This window comes from Tessaracoccus caeni (assembly GCF_029211185.1).
GTDB lineage: Bacteria > Actinomycetota > Actinomycetes > Propionibacteriales > Propionibacteriaceae > Arachnia > Arachnia caeni.
Genome location: NZ_JARGDO010000003.1, coordinates 203874 through 221695, shown reverse-complemented (window position 1 = coordinate 221695; position 17822 = coordinate 203874). Strand labels below are relative to the sequence as shown.

Below are 17822 nucleotides of genomic sequence, written 5' to 3'. Positions count from 1 at the left end.
GGAGTCGCCCTCCTGAGCCCTCCCTGAGAAACACTTTCTTTTTCCTCAGGTTGTGTTAAGGTCAGCGAGTTCTTTACAAGACTCCCCCACTTGAGGACCACAAATGAGACTCTGGAAGGCTATGACCGCTGTCGCGGTTCTCGCCCCGCTGGCCCTGTCAGGGCTTGCTCCCACACAGGCATCCGCCGCCGAGACAAGCTGCGCCGATCTGACCGTCACCTTGTCCCGCATGACAAACGATTCCGGTACGTCGCTGCTCACGCAGTTCTCGGGCGAAGTGACGAGCGCTGCGAACTACGGCTTCGCTCTCGCCGACTCGTCCGCCATGAAGGTCGCGCCGAGCGCCGACACAGGCCGCGTCGCCGTCTGGCGCGTATACAACGACAAGACCCACGACTTCTCGTGGGCTGCCGACGGCGCGGACCTGACCGTCATGAAGAACAAGGGCTACACCGCCCAGTTCCGCCAGTTCTACGGTGTGAGCGCCAAGTCGACATGCACCTCTGCGGTGTACCGTCTCACCAAGGACTCGGTCACGCAGCTCGCGCTGGGCGAGGCCAATCGCGATTCCCTCGTCAAGGCCGGTTGGGTTGCCGACAAGTCGGCCGCATTCTACGCCGCGCCGGGCAAGACCACCCAGCCCATCGTCCCGCCTGTTACAAAGCCGCTCCCCCCGGTCACCAATGGCAACAAGAACCCCACCGGCGGCGCGGCGACGGACTCCAAGACCGAAACCACCTTCTCCATCGGCGTGATCCCCGACACGCAGCGTGAGGTGTGGACGGACAGCGACACTCGGTTCAAGAACCGCTCGGAGTGGCTCGTCGCCAATGCGCAATCCCTGAACATGAAGTTCGTCACGCATGTGGGCGATGTGGTCGACTGGGGCGACGTTAGCCCCGCTCAGTACACCCGGGCTCAGGCAGCCCTCGCGCCCCTGAAGGGCAAGATCCCTTACGCCCTGACGATCGGCAATCACGACACCGCCGCTGTGTGCAAGGGTGGCTCGGCGTGCGCTGGCAAGGATGCCAGCATCACGGTGCGCGATACCTCCGGCTTCAACAAGGCCTTCCCTCTCTCCAGTTTCACGAGCGTGAAGGGCCAGTACGAGGCCGGCAAGGTAGACAACACCTATAGCACCTTCACGGCCGGCGGACAGAAGTGGATGATGCTCAATCTCGAGCTCTGGCCACGGCAGGGTGCCATCGACTGGGCGAAGAAGGTCGTTGCGGCCAACCCGGATCACAACGTGATCGTGTCGACCCACGCTTACCTGAATGCCGATGGATCGATCGGCGGAAGCAACGGTGGCTACGGCTCGACGTCCCCGAAGCACCTGTACGACAGCCTCATCAAGGTCTATCCCAACATCAAGATGGTGCTGTCCGGCCACACAGGCTCCCAGGCCAGTCGCGTCGATACCGGCGTCAACGGCAACAAGATCCTGAGCCTTCTGCAGTGTTTCCATAGCGAGACCACCAACCCCGTCCGGGTCGTCAAGTTCGACGTCGCGAAGGGCTCGGTCACGACCTCTGTGTACGCCCCGTACACCAAGGCGACCATTCTCGCCGATCAGACGTTCACGGGCTTCGACTTCAAGAACTGAGCGCATCAAGCTACGCGTGGACGCTCCCGTGCGGAATGGACGGGAGCGTCCACGCGTAGATCGGCAGAATGGGCGGACATTCACACTCGACTATCCTTGGTCCCTGATTGGGGCCCGCTAGGTGCCCCGAGGAGGGGGGAGTAGCCAATGGCCGAGGAATACCGCGTGACGGATCTGCTCATGTTGGTCGTCCGACGCTGGTGGGTACTGACCCTCAGCCTGGTCCTCGGCGTAGGGCTGGGATGGGGGGCGCTGCAGGTCGTCGCCCCCACGTACACGGCGACGGCAACCCAACTCGTGAAGGGCATCCCCGGCGCCACCACCGGCGCCAACTACATCGCCGCCCAGTACGCGGTGGCTCGAGCAAAGTCGTACCCGGTCTTCATCTACAGTTCCGAAGTTCTCGACGGCGTCCGAAAGGATCTCGGCGAGCAGTACTCCGATGCCGATCTGCGATCCATGCTCAAGGCTGCCAACCCCGTCGACACTCCGCTCGTCCATGTCACCGCTGAGGGTGGGTCGCCGGAGGAGGCGAAGTCGCTCGCCGACTCGGCGGCAAAGCACCTCGCCACGTTCATCGAGAAGATCGAGACCATCGAGAAAACCTCGCCGGTTGTTCTGTCGACCGCTGTGGACGCGGAGCTCCCGACGAAGCCCACCTCACCTAGCCGCCTGCTCTTCCTCGCCATGGGAGCGGCGCTCGGATTCACCATCGGGCTGCTCGTCGTGCTCGCCTGGGGGGCGTTCGCGAACCAGATGCAAGCGAGGCGCGCCCAGCAACCGTGAGCCGTACGGGCTCAGTTCCTTAATGGAATCTGAATTGCTTCAGCTTATTCTCATGTTTTAAGGTAACGGCTGTCGCCTGCTAGCAAGCGACAGCCGCCCAGTTGGGCGGTTTCCCCCCGCTAGGCCCCTCCCCCGGGCCCCAAAACTAGGAGACCTAGAACTGTGCGCAAGCTCATACGCGCCACTCTCGGGATTGCACTGCTCGCCCCCATCTCACTTGCAGTAAGCACTCCCTTGGCTCACGCCGACGCGGCCGACGACATGACCGCTCCCATCTACCAAATACTCAACCCCAGCACAGGCGTCAGCCTCGTCACGGCCTGGGCCGACGAGGTCAGCGAGGCCAAGAAGACGTACGGCTACACCACCGATCTCGGGAAGCCCTTCAAGGCATCTCTCGAGGCGAAGAGCGGCCTGTCCGCCGTGCATCGACTGTGGAACAGCAAGACGATCGACTTCACCGCGGCCATCGCCGGCTCGCAGACCTTCAAGAACGCGATCGCCGCCGGCTATGTGGACGAAGGAGTCGACTTCTACGCGTCGGCCTCAGCCATCACCGGTCGTACCGAGCCGGTGTACAGCTATCAGAAGTCCGGCAAGCACCGCCTGGCCACCAGCGCGGTCGGTTCCTCCCTGACCGGGTGGACCCGTGAGGGCGTGGCATTCCACGTGCCCCTCACCACTTCGGCCCCCAAGCCGACGGCTACTCCCAAGCCAACCGCGACCGCCACCCCCAAGCCGACCGCGACCGCCACCCCGAAGCCGACGGCCGCGGCCACTCCCAAGCCGACCGCGACGCCGACCCCTACCCCCGCTCCGAGCCCCACCAAGTCTGACGCCGGCTCGCTCACGGTGGGCTCCGTCTCCTACACCGTCCCGTCCGGCGCCATCTTCGTCTCTGCCAGCGGCAGCGACAGCGCCGCGGGTACGCAGTCGGCTCCGGTCAAGACGATCCAGCGCGGTGTCGACCTCGCCAAGTCGGGCGGCACGGTTGTCGTCCGAAGCGGCATCTACCGGGAGACCGTGACGATCTCGAAGACGGTGACCATCCAGAACTACCCGAAGGAGGCCGTCTGGCTGGACGGTTCCACCCCCGTGACGGGTTGGGTGGCCGACGGCAGCATGTGGCGCAAGGACGGCTGGAAGACGCGTTTCGACAGCAGCCCCACCTATACCCAGGGCGCGAAGGACAGCACGACGCCATACTGGCAGTTCGTCAACACCAGCACCTACCCGATGGCCGCACACCCAGATCAGGTCTTCGTGAACGGTTCACCCCTCCAGCAGGTGAAGAGCAAGAGCCTCGTCAAGGAGGGCACGTTCTACCTCGATCAGAGCGCCTCCAAGCTCTACATCGGCACCAACCCGAGCGGCAAGACCGTCGATGCGAGCACCATCATCAAGGCCATGAACGTGCGCGGCGCCAAGAGCGTGGTGCGCGGCATCGGTATCCGACGCTTCTCCCCTTCGGTGTTCCATATGGGCTCCGTCACCGTCGAGCAGCCGGGTGTGACCTTCGAGAACGTCGTGATCAGCGACGCCGCCACCACCGGTATCAGCATCCTGCGCGAGAACACAACCCTCAATCAGGTGACCATCACCGGGTCCGGAATGCTGGGCATTCATGGCCGCTTCGCAGACAACCTCAAGCTGACGAAGGTGCTCAGCACGAAGAACAACGACGAGCGCTTCAACATCGCCCCGGTCGCTGGTGGCGTGAAAATCGGTCAGACCCGTGGAGTCATCGTGACGGCATCTAGCCTTTCCGGCAACTATGGTCACGGGTTCTGGCAGGACATGTCGGTGTACAACTCGGTCTTCCGCCAGTCCAAGTTCAACGACAACGTGGGCACAGGGCTGTTCCTCGAGATCTCCGCGAAGGCCATCGTCGGCGACAACGAGTTCGCCCGGAATCAGGAGTTCGGCATCAAGGTGAACAACACCAGTGACGTCAAGATCTGGAACAACACCTTCGCGTCCAACGGGCGCCCGCTGAACATCGTCCAGGACTCCAGGCGCAACACCAACAAGAACGATGCCGCCGTTGATCCGCGCGTGTCCTTCCCGGATCCCGCGATGCCGTGGACTCTCGGCCCCGTCACGATCCGCAACAACGTCGTGGCTCATCCGACCACGGCGGCGAACTGCCTCCTGTGTGTCGAGGACTACAGCAACAAGCACAGTGCGGAGCAGATGAAGATCACGGCGAACTCCAACGTCTATGCACGTTCTGCCGCGTCCAAGCCCACCTGGCTCGTGGTCTGGTCCCGTGCGAACGTGAACGCCAACCCGTACATCTTCACGACGCTCTCCGACTTCTCGAAGACCACCGGTCAGGAGAAGAAGGGCAAGGAGTACGTCGGCGCCAACATCGTCGACAGCAACCTGAATCTGACCGCCTCCGTGAAGAGCGCTCAGGGCTCAATCGCTGAGCCTCTGCCCGCCGACGTGGCCTCCGCCATCGGGCGCCCCGCCGGCTCCAAGACGCTCGGTCGCTGGTGAGTCGTGGGGGGGGGGGGGGGGGGGGGGGGGGGGGGGGGGGGCCCCCCCCCCCCCCCCCCCCCCGCAACCAGGAACACCATGAACTGGACGGTTCCGTCAAAAAGACCGCTTTCCAGGAACCCTGTAAATACCAAGTAGAAGGCCAATCCGAACCACAGCGGACCATCCTGACGCGGCCCAAAAAGCGCCCGAAGCAGCGTAATGGTCGCAAGCAGAATGACCACTGCCGTCCCGAGATAGCCGCCCTGAACCAGAGCTGAAACCCACGAGCTGTCGAGCATCTGGGTGTCCCACCATTGGCCGGGAACGCTGATCTTCTTCTGAGCGAGGCCTTGACCGAACCAGGTCTGCCACCCATCTCTCTCCATGCTGAAAGCCGCATTCCAGGCGATGGTTCTGTTGCTCAGGCTACCGACGTCCTCGTTACCCCCCCGCGTTAGCACCTCCTGAAGCAGATTGGTGCCCAGCACGATGAACGTCACAACCGGGAGGCTGAGGGCAATCAACGCCACAGTCCTCATCCGGAGGGCCGTCATCCGAAGAACCATCGCCGCGGCTGCTGCGGCAAAAGCTCCGAGACTCGTGCGCGAGCCTGTAAGAAAAATGACGAGCAGGCAGCCCCCCAGCCCGAAGAGCTCCCAGAACGTGTCCTTGCCGGTGAGAATCTTACTCAGTAACCAGATCGCCACGATGCAGGTGAGCATGGCAAGAAGGTTGTGCACCATCGGCGGCATCACGCCCGACAAACGACCGGAGTAGCTGGGCATTCCACTCAGCGCCGACAAGGCCACCGAGATACCTAGCACTTGAATGAGCGCCCTGAAAAGTTGAAATGCCGGCGTCGTCACAGCCAGCAGACACACCGCAGCCGCCAGAATCGCGACGCGGACTGCCACAACCGCTGAGGGCACGATCGCGTCGTTCGCTAGTCCTCCCACGAGGGTAACTGCGACATAGACGAGTAGCAGGAGCACCGGCGTGGCCGGCAGAGGATATCTGTGTGGTGCCCTGAATGCAGCCCAGGCGCTGATACCCAGGGCGACCAGACTGAGCCCAGCCTTGGCTATGACGACAGGATCCGCACCACCCTCGTAAAAGGTGTCCGTTCTCCATGGAATCGACGCCGCAACGACGAGCACCCACACGAGGTGCGGCGTCTGCAGGGCCTTCCATCGGCGCTCCTCCCCTGGAGCAACTCGCGCGGACGCGCTCACCGGCACGGTCCTGCGCTCGGACAAGAAGAGCACTGATGAGGCCGCGATGCCCGCGACCAACCCGGCCAGTAGCCCGGCGATGAGATAGAGCATGAGACGCGGTTCACTGTAACTCGTCGGGGGCACAGCGGACAGCACCATGAAGGCCTCCGCATCGGGGGCAAAACCCTCCTCGTTCGCGTCGATGACCAGCGTCTCCGCGACGGAGGTCGCGAACGCAGCCGCACGCTCGGGAGTGTCAGCTTCCGCGGAAACCTTGACCAGTTGGCTATCAAGAGGAACCTCCGCGCTCACCGCGCGCAGCGCGTCCTCCGTTTCCAGTTCCAGCCCCACGTCCCGAGAGGCACGTTCAACGACGCTCGGGCGCTCGACCAGCACCGCAACGCTCTCTGCCTCCCGGGCCAGATATCGCACGTTGGCGAGTTCGGCGACACCTGGTTGCGCGCCGACCCACCGCAGCGCCAAGGTCGCCGTTCCGACGTAGACCATGGGCGCGACGAGTGCCGCCACGGCTCCGGCACCGATCGAGAGGACCGTGACAAGCAGCACCAGGGCCCAACGAGCCTTGATGCCCTGCATGACCTCGGTCAACGACACGGATAGTCCCTCCCACGGTATTGGGCCAGCCACCGGCGGCGGCTGGCCCAATACTAGGCGCCAAGACTAGACCGGACGAACGGCGAACTCGCCGAATGCAGCGTGAATGGGCCCGTTCGTCGCTGATCCTGACAGGTAGCTATGTAGCCCAACGGCCCCAGGCTGCTGAAGAACCGCGAGCGAGTCGTTTGCGGACACCGTCCAACCTGTTGGCTCCGTAGCGCCATCCCGCCACACCTTGAAGCGAAGCGTCGTGGCGTTCGCCCCCGAGACCTGGAATCGCATGCGCAACACATCATTGGCACTCAGCGGCGCACCAGCGAGATTGGCCTGGGCAATCACGACTTCAGATCCAGAGCTTGTTCTCACGATCTGAGCTGTGATGCCGGTGCTGGTCACCCGGATGGTGGCTTGATAATCAGCGTTCGCCGTACGCCGTGCGACGATCGACGTGTAGATGCCACCGCCGGTTGCCGGTTTGTCATAGCTCACATCCGTAAGGATGTCGATGTCCCGCACTGACACGCTGTTCAAGTACGCTCCAGGCCCACTTCCCGCGGCCATCCGAAGCGTCGCCTTGCCTCCTGCCACTGCGAAATTCGACGCACTTCCGGCACGTGTCCAGGCACCGCCGAGATCAGCTGTTCCCCAGTTGTTGGCGACGGTTCGACTGAATCCGTCGAAGGCAATCATCGTAGGAGCGGCAACCACTGTCACCGACTGGGATGTGCTATGCGTCGCCCCACCGTTGTCGGTGACGGTGAGCGTGACCGTGTAGGTTCCCGCCGCCGCGTAGGTGTGGCTGGGGGTCGCCCCGCTGCCCGTGGTGTTGTCACCGAAGTTCCACGCATAGGACGCGATCGTGCCATCCGGATCGGAGGAGCCCGACCCATCGAAGGCCGCCACCAGGTTGTTGACCGAGAACGTGAACGACGCCACCGGAACCTGGTTCGGAGGTCCGGCGACCGTGGCGGTCCTAGTCGTCGATGCCGTAGCGCCTCGATCGTCGGTCACCGTGAGCGTCACCGTGTAGGTGCCGGCCGCGGCATAGGTGTGAGACGCCGTTGCGCCCGTACCGGTCTGGTTGTCACCGAAGTTCCACGCATAGGACGTGATCATGCCGTCCGGATCCTGTGACCCGCCCGCGTCCACGGAAACCGTGAGGTTGGTCGCGTTCAGCGTGAACGATGCGGTGGGAGGCTGGTTGGGCCCGAGGACCGAGACGGTCTCGGTCTTCGAGCTCGACACACCGGCGTCGTCGGTCACCGTGAGCTTCACCGTGTACGAGCCCGCCGCCGCGTAGGTGTGCGAAGCCGTCTGGCCCGTGCCGGTCTGGTTGTCACCGAACTCCCACGCGTAGCTGACGATGGACCCATCCGGATCGGAGGAGCCGCTGGCGTCGAAGTCGACCTTGAGGCCGTCCGGCGTTGCGGTGAAGGACGCCACCGGGGGCTGGTTCGGGGCCGGCTGGCCCGCCGCGTAGTGCGCGGCGATGCGCGTCTCAGAGAGGGCGTGGAGGTAGAACGCCACTTCGTCGATCTCGCCGTCGAACCACGGATCCGAACCCCAGGTGTTGTCGCCGCCCACGTGCAGGTAGCCGGTGTAAGCCTCGGCGCCGGTCGCCGCGTGGGTGCCCACCAGCTCGCCGTCGAGGTACAGCCGCAGGCCCGCGGAGGACTGCGTCGCCGCGACGTGGTGCCACGCACCGTCGTTGTAGGACTCGTCCGACGTGATGGTGTTCGTGGTACCGGTGTAGGTGCCGAACACCACCTTGCCGTCGCCCTGCAGGTAGATGTGCCGGTCGTAGCAGTTCGAGGGGCTGAGGAAGGTGCAGCCGAAGCCCATCACCTTGCCGCCGGAGGCGGAGGTGGTCTTGAACCACGCCTCCTCCGTGTACACCGTCGGGTTCTCGAACGAGTCGTTCGAGGTGATGTACTTGCCACCGCCGTCGAACAGAATCGCCGTGTTCGGGTTGGCGATCGCGCCCGGACGACCGAGCACGGGGCCTCCTACGATCGACCCGGTGCTACCGCCGCCGCTCGAGTCCTGGGCGACGGTCCCGCTGGTCTCACCGAGACGCCAGTAGAGCCTGGGGCTGTCCGCGATCACCGCCGCACCATAGGTATCGGTCGGGAGGCCGGTCGCGTTGACCGTGACGGGATGGGTCACGCTTCCGGTCGCGCCCTTGTTGTCGGTCACCGTGAGGGTGACGTCGTAGGAGCCGTTCGACGTGTACACGTGCGTCGGGCTCTGCTGCGAGGACGTCTGACCATCCCCGAAGTCCCACGCGTACGCCACGACGGTGCCGTCCGGATCGGTGCCGGACCCCGTGAAGGTCGCTCGCCGCCCATCGACCGAAGAGGTGAACTGCGCGGTAGGCGTCTGGTTCGGCACTCCGCCGCCGGCCTGATAGTGAGCCGTGACACGCGAGGCCGACAACTCGTATCCGTACACGGCGACCTCGTCGATCGTGCCTCGGAAGTAGTTGCTGGAGCCGGCCCAACGACTGTCGCCGCCGACCCGCCAGTAGCCGTCGTAGGGCTGCGCCTGCGTTTGCGGGTTCGTGCCCTGGAGTTCGCCGTCGACGTACAACCGCATGCCGTCGCCTGACTGCGTCGCCACCACGTGGTGCCAATCACCGTCATTGAACGAGGCCGCAGTCTCGATGTTGTTCTGCTGCCCGGTCCAGACGCCGAAGACGAGGCGCCCGTTGTCCAGCATGTAGACATGCCGGTCATAGCTGCCCGACTCGCCCTGCTGCGCATTGCCGAAGCCGATGATCTTGCCGCCGGAGGTGGTGGTCGTCTTGAACCACGCCTCGGTGGAGAACACCGTCGGGTTGGAGAACTGGGTATTGGAGAACACCACGTCGTCGGAGCCATCGAAGCCGGCGGCCTTGCCACCCGCCACGGCACCCGCACCGCCCAACGTGACGCCGCTGCGGTAGGTGCCGGCGTTCTGAGACCGGCCGGAGTCGGCAGCAGTCGTACCTGTCGTCTCCTCGAACCGCCAGAACAGGTCCGGATCATCCTGGTAGACAGCCGCGCCATAGGCGTCGGCGGGGGCCTCCGGCACGCTGGCCGTGCGCCCGCTCGCCCGGTACTGATCAAGGATGGTGTCCTGGGTCAGCGCGGTCGGGTACACGGCAACCTCATCGATCGAGCCGACGTAGTTGTCCGTCGACGGGCGAGATGCCCATCCACCCAGGTTGTCGCCCTGGAGGCGCCAGTGGCCGAGGTAGGTCTCACCGACGGTGGTGTCTGCGCGTCGTGCGACGCGGACGCCGTCGACGTAGAGCTCCATGCCACGCGATCCCATGCTCGCGGTCACCATGTGCCACTCGTTGTCATTGAACGACGAGCCGCTGGTCACCGTCCGGTTCGATCCGTCGGTGGCACGCACGCCGAAGACGAGCCTGCCGTCATTGGTCATGTAGACATGCCGGTCGCGATGCCCGGACTCGCCCTGCTGGAGGTCGCCGAAACCGACGATCCGTCCGCCCCGGGTGGTGTTGGTCTTGATCCAGGCTTGCACCGTGAAGGTGTCGGGGGCGTACTCGATGCCCTTCGCATAGACGCGACCCCACGGCTGGTTCGGCTGAGCGGTGCCGAAGGTCATCGCCGTATCCCCGGTGATCGCGCCGGGCTGGCCGGCGGTCACGTCGTTGTCGGCGACGGCGTCATTGAACCCCTTGCGATCGCGGACCGTCATCGGATTGCCGGTGCGAGTGTCGTTCAAGGGCCAATACAGAGAGGCACCGGCGTCGAGCACCGTCTGGCCGTAGGCGTGCGGCACGGGGGCGTTCGACGAATGGGTGTAGCTGACGGTGGTGGAGTTCACCGTGTTCGTCGCGTCGGCGACGGTGAGCCGGTACGAATACGTGGCTCCGTTGGTCAGCCCCGTGTCCACATGGCCGAGCGCCGGAAGGGTCCACCAGTTGGACTCCGCCGTCATGGTGCGGATCAACGTGTTGTTGCGGTAGAGACGATAGGTGAGCTCACGGTCGTCCCGGTCATATGCCGCAGGCCAGACGATGCGAGCGGAGTTCGCCCCGTACGGGGTGATCTCGGGTCGGAACACACCACTGTCGAACATCGGCCCTTGGGTTCCCGGCGCCGTCGGCCGCTTGCCGAACCTGACGAGGCCTTGCTGAGCCGTGCCGTTCACACGCGGGAACTCGCCGCCGAAGACGAGGTAGTTGTCGTTGCCCGTGACCGTCCAGCCCGCCTGGTACTGCCCGGTGTAGCTTCCGATGCTCATGGTGGGGAGCCAGTTCACCATGGCGGGGCCTTGCTTCTTGCCGCCCCAGTTGTAGTAACCGTGCACCTCGTGGAGGATGTCGCCGACCTCGGTATCACTCCAGGCCTGCGAATGCTGGAACTTCCAGGTGGGGTACTGGGGGAAGCCGCCTCCCATGTTGCCGCAGTAGTGCGCGTGGCCCGCGGCATAGACGATGCCATTGATCTTGAAGGCGTCGTACATGTCGCCATGGCAGTCGGTGACCCAGTCGACCTCGCCGGTGGACATGGGAACCTTGAAGGTTCCCTCGAGATTTCCGCCCGGACCGAAGTGCCACGAGGTGCCATAGAGATCGTTGCCGTGCGCGGTGAGGCTGCCGATGGCCGCGTCGTCGCCGGCGTTGCGCACCTCAGGCCGCCAACTGGTGTCGAGCGCGCCCGTGGTCGCATCCATCTTCGCCAGGCCGTAGGCTTCCTGCCCGTTGACGGTGGTGAACTGTCCTCCGGCGAACACCTGCTGCCCGTCGGGGCTCAAGGCCATAGCCCAGACGATCCGCTCAGCCCGCGGGGCCCAGGGAAGAATCGCGCCATCCGAAGCACGGAACGCGGCGAAGTTGCCTCGCTGATTGGATCCTGCGCTGCCGAAACTGCCGCCCACGTAGACCGTGTCGTTCGTGGCGACCACCGCGCGTGCACGGGAGTTGACGCCCACCGGGTTGAACGCGGTGATCAGTTGGCCGGTCGTCGTGCTGTACGCCGCGACCCGACGACGGGCCTGACCGTTCGCCGTGGTGAAGTCACCGACGACATAGACACGAGACTTGTCCGGGGAGACCGCGACATCCAGCACCTGTCCGTTGAGGTCCGGAGCGAAGCCGGTGTCGAGGTTTCCCGTGGTGACATCGAAGGCCAACAGGTTGTTGCGCACCGTCTCGTTCGTTCCCGCCGCGGCACCGGCAGGGCGCGCGCGGGTGAAGGAACCACCCGCGTACACCTTGTTGCCGGCGATGTCGGTGGACCAGACCACGCCGTTGATCTGGACCGTCGGCAATCTGTCGGCAGTGAACTCACTTGCCGGCCGCGGCTGGATCGGCGCCGGCGCAGCCTCCGCTGTCGGGGCGCTCACCCCCGTCCAGGTCAGGGCGAGGACGGAGATGAGCGAGATGACGCGCCGGAGGCGCTTTCCAGTTGGCATGGTTCCCATTCCTCTGCTTGCTAGGGCTGTCGGACCTGAAGGTTGTCGAACGAGTACGCCAGCGGAAGGCTGGTGCTCGATCCCGACACGTAGGTGCTCAGTCCGATGCCGCCAGGGGCTTGGAGCGCACTGGTGGAGTCGGTGGCGGAAAGCTGCCAGTTCGTGGGCTCAGTGTCTCCCTTCCACACCTTGAGCTTCAGCTGAGTGGAGCCGGAGCCCGTAACCTGCAGCCTCACGTGGAGCGTCTCGCCACCCGTGTAGGTGAGACCAGTCAGGAGCCCGTTAGCCAAGTTCGTCTCGGTCGTACCTACGGTCTTCATCACAACGGCCTGCATGACCCCCGTGCTCAAGACGTGGATGTTCGCACTGTAAGATCCCACGCCCGGGACAGTGCGTCCAAGCGCCTCCACATAGATGCCGCCACCTGTTGCCGACTTGTCCATGCTCACATCGAAGGTCATGTCGGACTCTGCAAGGCTGACGCTGTCCAGTCGCGCCGTGACACCACTGCCCGGGTTGACCAGGGTTATCTTGCCCTTACCACCAGCGGTGGAGAAACGAGGTGCCCCGTTGACGATGGTCCAAGCTCCGCCGCGGTCGGCCACACCCCAGGTGCCGTTCAGCATCCGCTCGAACGAGTCAGCCACAACCGGCCCGGGAGCGACGTTGATGACCACGGTCTTGCTCGTGGTGGCAGTCGCACCGCGATCGTCGGTCACCGTCAGGGTCACCGTGTAGGAGCCATTCGACGCGTAGGTGTACGACGGGGTCTTGCCCGTTCCGGTCGCACCATTGCCGAAGTCCCAGGCGTAGCTGACGATCTCGCCGTCCGGATCACCGGACGCGGAGGCGTCGAACGCTGCCGCGAACTCGTTGACGGTCACCCCGAAATCAGCGGTGGGCGCCTGGTTGGGGATATCCACGGTCTCAACGGTCTTGGTCACGGAGTGCGTCGCACCCCGATCGTCCGTGACGGTCAAGGTGACCTGGAAGGTATTGACCGCGCCGTAGTCGTGGGTCACCGTCTTGCCGCTGCCGGTCTGACCATCGCCGAAGGCCCAGGTGTAGCTCACGATCTGGCCATCGACGTCTGCCGAGGCCGCCGCGTCGAACGCCACCGAGGATCCGGTGACGGTCGACTCGAACGCGGCCACGGGGGCTTGGTTCGCCGCCACGGTGACGGGCTGAGTCACGGTGTGCGACAGCCCCTGGGGATCGGTCACCGTCAGCGAGACCTGGTAGGTACCGGCCTGCGTGTAGGCGTGGGAAGCGGTGACCCCGGTCGCGGTGGTGCCGTCGCCGAAGGCCCACTCGTACGAGGCGATGGGGCCATCAGGATCCGCCGACTGCGCCGCGTCCAGGCTCACTTCCAGGAACGAGGTGTCAGCGGTGAAGGCGGCAACCGGGGGTCGGTTGGGCGCTGTGCGTCCGGCGGCGACGAAGTGGGCAAGCACGTCGTCTTCGCTGAGAACCGACGGGTAGACCGCCGCCTCGGCGAGCTGACCGGCGAAGTAGCTGCTGGTGGCGCCGGACCAGACCCGGTCGCCGCCGATACGCCAGTACCCGAGGTAGGCGTGGGCGTCGCTCACGTTGTTGCTTCCGACCAGCACGCCGTCGATGTAGAAGCGCATCCCGTCAGGGCCCTGGCTGGCTGCCACGTGGTGCCACTGGTTGTCGTTGTACGACGCGTCCGTGGTGAGCGTCTGCTGAGCACCGTTGTTGACGCCGAAGGCCAACCGGCCGTTGTTCTGCATCCACACGTGACGGTCGTAGGTACCGCTCAGACCGCTGGCCGCGTTTCCGAACCCGATGAGCTTGCCGCCCCTCGTGGTGTTCGTCTTGAACCAGATCTCGGCCGTGAACGGACCGGGGGCATACCAGGACTGCTGCGCCACGATAACCCCGTTGCTGCCATTGAACGTCGCCGCGGTGCCGCCCGCGACCGGGCCTTGCTGCTGGCGCGTCACGGTGCCAGAGACATTGCCGACCTGCCCTGAGCCAGCAGAGTCACGCGCCACCCCGTTCGGTTCGTCGAGTCGCCAGAACAGATCGGGCGCGTCCTCCAGAACGGCCTGTCCGTAGTCATCGGTGGCGCGGACTCCCCACCCACCGGAGCGCCCGGAGGTGACGTAGTGATCCTGGATCTCCTCGATGGTGAGGGCCCTCGGGTACACGGCGACCTCGTCGAGTTGTCCCACGATCGCGGTGTCGGACGGACGGTTGGGGAGGCCAGTAGTGGTGTCGGAGCCGATCCTCCAAGAACCGTTGAACTCCATCGGTTCGGTGAACCTCTGATCCCTCGCCACGCGGACGCCGTCGACGAACAGCTGCATGCCGTCCTCGCCGACCATGCCGACGACATGGTGCCATGCGCCATCCCGGATCCCGGAGCGAGCGGTGATGGTGCGGCGCGCCGTGTCGGTGATGCTGAAGTTCGGCCGACCGGAGTTGTCCAGGTAGAGAACCTGATCGGTGACGGGGGACGTACCCGTCGCCCGGTTGCCGAAGCCGATGATGCGTCCACCCCGACTGCTGGTGGTCTTCACCCAGGCCTCGACCGTCACGGTGCTCGGCGCCTGCTCGGTGGCCGCCGTGGTGATCGCGGCGCTGTTCTTCGAGGTCACGGCCTTGTTGGGCACCTCAGGAAGCACGCCGTCGCTACCGACCGTCATGTTGCTGTTCGGCACACCGTGAGCATGACCCACAGCGTCGATCATGAGCGAGGAGCCAGAAGACTCGTCGAGACGCCAGTGGTGCGTAGCGCCGTCGGATTCCACCGAATCGGCGTATGCGGAGGCGCTGTTGCTGTCCACCGTGAAGTAGCCAGACCAAGCGGACCACTGGTCGTTGCCGTCCGCATCGCGCCCGCGGATCTGGTAGCGGACCTGGTCTCCTGCGGTGAGTCCCTGGTCGTCGTAGGTGACCGTCGGGGTATCCCAGAAGGTCGCGCCCTCACCGGTGATGGTTCCGACACGCCGAGACGAGCCGGGCGTACCGCGGTAGATGTCGTAGCTCAGCGTCGCATCGTCGCGATCGTACATCGCATCGAAGATCACACGAACCTTGCCCTGGCCCCGAGGAATGACGGTGGGAGTCGCGTTGCGGGAAATCACGGGCTTGGCACTCGTGCTGCCACCCCGCTTCGCGAACCGGGTGAGCCCCTGCTGATCCACGCCGTTCACCTTCGGGAACTCGCCTCCAAGCACGAGATAGTCGTCGTTGCCGCCGATGGACCAGGCAGCCTGCTTGGACGAGGTGTAGTTACCGAACGCAAGGCTGGGGAACCAATGCAGAAGCCCGGTGTACGGGAGACCGATGAAGTCCCAACCAGCGGCATCCTTGGTGGTGTAAGTGCCGATCGGCGGCCCGATCCGCTCCGCGGAGGCATTCTGCCAGCGGTTCCTCGGGTTGGTGTCGGGGAAGGACTCCACTGCGGAACAGTTGTGATCGTGGCTCACGGTGTACAACGCATTGCCCATGGGGAATGTGTCGTAGGTATCGCCGATGCAGTCGTTCATCCAGTTGATCTCGCCGGAGAGCGGGTCGGCCGAGAACGTGCCCTCGAAGGTGGCGCCGGTTCCGAAAGCGTATCCGGCACCATAGATGGCCGTGCCATCAGTGGAAAGCCCGTTGATCGCACCGTTGGCGCCCGCTGTACGCAGCCGCTGATTGGCGGCCCACGGCAGGGTCGCTCCCGTTGAAGCGTCCAGCGAGCCCATGCCATAGGCCGAGACACCGTTCAGCGTCGTGAAGGAGCCTCCGGCGATGATGCGCGAGTTGTCCGGCGCCGCCACCATGGACCACACGTATCCGCCGTCGCCTTGAGGGGCCCAGGAGGTCAAGGCACCGGTCTCGGTCTGGTACGACGCGAACAGCTTTCGCGGTAGCCCGTTCGAAGAGCGGAAGTTGCCGCCCGCGTACACCTTGTCGCCGATGAGGGCGAACCCACGGACCTGACCGTCCGTTCGCGCGTCGAAGCTGGTCAACGGCGCACCCGGCTGGGTCAGATCGAAGGCCGCGATATGACCACGCGCAACGTTGTCGACGGTCGTGAAATCGCCACCGACGTAAAGCCTGGTACCCGCATCGTTCGCACGGATGACGAGGCCCTGGCCGTTCAGCGAGTGGTTGAACGCAACGGGGTTACCCGTGGTCACGTCGAAGGCGAAGATGTTCTTGGCATCGACCGAGAGTGGGCTGTTGACCGCCGCGCCCGGCGGCCGCGCCTTGGAGAAATCGCCTGTGACGTAAGCGGTGTTGCCCACCACGACCGTGCTCCAGACGACACCGTTCACCTGCCAGGTAGGCAGAGCCTGGGCCGTGACGGTCGGAGGATCCGATGGAAGCTGCGGTTGAGCCGCGGCTTGAGGCGCTCCGAGCGCGATCACCCCCGAGGCTGCGATGACCGCGCCGGCCAACAACCCGCTGAGGTGCTTGCGGAAAGGTAGCTTCGACTCAAACATGTTGCACCGTCCTGATTTCGGAGGCCCGCTTCTCGGGCGACGTCTTGGCAAGTGGAGCGAGCACGATGGCCCGCACGAGAATGCCGCCGAACGCCAGCCCGGCGGCAAGGATGAAAGGCGTCCAAGCTGCCGGAACTCCGGCCGCCAGAACTGCTGTGAGGAGAAGAAGAGTGGAGGCTGCGTCGAGCAGGCGACACAGGAAGACGCGCCGTTGGCGTCCCAGAACGGCAGCGAGACTGGCAAAGGGCTGGAGCGATGCCGACGCAATGACATAGGCGACCCAGCCAATGACTGTCAGACGTTCGATGGAGAAATCGGGCCCGCTGATGAGATGCCCGAGTGGCCCAGCCAGCACCACGACGAGGGCGCCCACGACCAACGCGGCGCCCATCAGCATGGACGACGCGCGCCACGCGCGGCGGCGCAACCTCACAACGCCTAGTGCCTTGTCCCGCACGTAGCTAGAAAGCAGATATGCGCCAAGACCTTGGACGGTCAAGAGCACGGGCGCGACGAGGATCCGTGCGCCTTCAACGAGACCGAGCATGGCGCCACCGGCAAAAGCGGTGACCAAGATGCGTGACAGCGTCATCATCAACTGCGGTACGGCCACCTGGGCCCCCCGCCAAGACCCAAAGGCACCAACGGTGCGGAACTCGGATCCCTTGATCGGGGCCCAGGTACGCTCGATCGACGGAAGCATCGCTACCCCGACGGCGATTCCAACCAGCTGGCCGACAAGCAGAGCCGCGAAAAACGACCCCACCGTAATGCCGCCGAGCAGCGCCGTCGCGGTGATGATGCCCAGGGCGACGAACACGGCAGCAGAATCAAGGATCACGAGCTTCCAAAACTGCATCAGGCCCATGAACACTCGACGTACCAGTTCCTCGATCTGGAACGCCGCAAGCGCAGCCCCGAAGAGCAACGCCTGACCTGGAGTGAGGACGGTGAAACCCATGGCGACCCCCGCGACGACCGCGGACGCCCCGACGATGAGCAGAGCCCATCCCTGAAGTGCGCCTCGGATCTTCGGGTTCGAGCGGTCGAGGATCACGAGGGAATCGCCGATCATGCCGCTAGCCAACGCAGTCGTGAGAACGATCACGCCCAAGGAGAGGCTGATCAGTCCCAGTCCAACCGCACCGAGGGTCCATGCGGCAACGATCTGCAAGCCAAAGCTGCCGACCGCCTGCCATAGCTGAGACACTGCAGCTCCGA

At 64.7% G+C, this 17822-nt stretch carries 7 protein-coding genes; 3 read left to right on the top strand and 4 right to left on the bottom strand.

The features are described 5' to 3' along the window. Positions 1-103 precede the first annotated feature (103 nt). From P0D62_RS04340 to P0D62_RS04330, 3 genes are all read left to right on the top strand, one after another. The gene (locus tag P0D62_RS04340) at positions 104-1606 is read left to right on the top strand and encodes a metallophosphoesterase (protein ID WP_275701396.1); all 1503 of its coding nucleotides are present in this window, start codon (positions 104-106) and stop codon (positions 1604-1606) included. Between the two features lie 165 nt (positions 1607-1771). Next, the gene (locus P0D62_RS04335; RefSeq protein ID WP_275701395.1) at positions 1772-2392 is read left to right on the top strand and encodes a YveK family protein; all 621 of its coding nucleotides are present in this window, start codon (positions 1772-1774) and stop codon (positions 2390-2392) included. 162 nt (positions 2393-2554) lie between these two features. Then, the gene (locus P0D62_RS04330) at positions 2555-4894 is read left to right on the top strand and encodes a right-handed parallel beta-helix repeat-containing protein (protein WP_275701394.1); all 2340 of its coding nucleotides are present in this window, start codon (positions 2555-2557) and stop codon (positions 4892-4894) included. Here the strand turns inward: P0D62_RS04330 and P0D62_RS04325 are convergent. The 4 genes from P0D62_RS04325 to P0D62_RS04310 all read right to left on the bottom strand — a co-directional run bounded on the left by P0D62_RS04325 (position 4807) and on the right by P0D62_RS04310 (position 17811). Continuing rightward, positions 4807-6705: an O-antigen ligase family protein gene (locus P0D62_RS04325; protein ID WP_275701393.1), complete on the bottom strand. Its 1899-nt coding sequence runs from the start codon at positions 6703-6705 to the stop codon at positions 4807-4809. The genes P0D62_RS04330 and P0D62_RS04325 overlap by 88 nt on opposite strands. 66 nt (positions 6706-6771) lie before the next feature. Continuing rightward, a complete protein-coding gene (locus P0D62_RS04320; protein ID WP_275701392.1) occupies positions 6772-12138 on the bottom strand; it encodes a PKD domain-containing protein in 5367 nt (1788 codons plus the stop codon). Between the two features lie 20 nt (positions 12139-12158). Continuing rightward, a complete protein-coding gene (locus P0D62_RS04315) occupies positions 12159-16601 on the bottom strand; it encodes a PKD domain-containing protein (RefSeq protein ID WP_275701391.1) in 4443 nt (1480 codons plus the stop codon). Next, positions 16594-17811 carry a hypothetical protein gene (locus tag P0D62_RS04310; protein ID WP_275701390.1) on the bottom strand — a complete coding sequence of 406 codons (1218 nt, stop codon included), beginning with the start codon at positions 17809-17811 and terminating at the stop codon, positions 16594-16596. Before P0D62_RS04310 ends, P0D62_RS04315 begins: the two co-directional genes overlap by 8 nt. Between the last annotated feature and the right edge of the window lie 11 nt (positions 17812-17822).

Excerpts from the sequence above, each read along its gene's own strand:
- P0D62_RS04340 (WP_275701396.1), top strand. The coding sequence starts at position 104 with ATGAGACTCTGGAAGGCTATGACCGCTGTCGCGGTTCTCGCCCCGCTG.
- P0D62_RS04320 (WP_275701392.1), bottom strand. The coding sequence starts at position 12,138 with ATGCCAACTGGAAAGCGCCTCCGGCGCGTCATCTCGCTCATCTCCGTC.
- P0D62_RS04315 (WP_275701391.1), bottom strand. The coding sequence starts at position 16,601 with ATGTTTGAGTCGAAGCTACCTTTCCGCAAGCACCTCAGCGGGTTGTTG.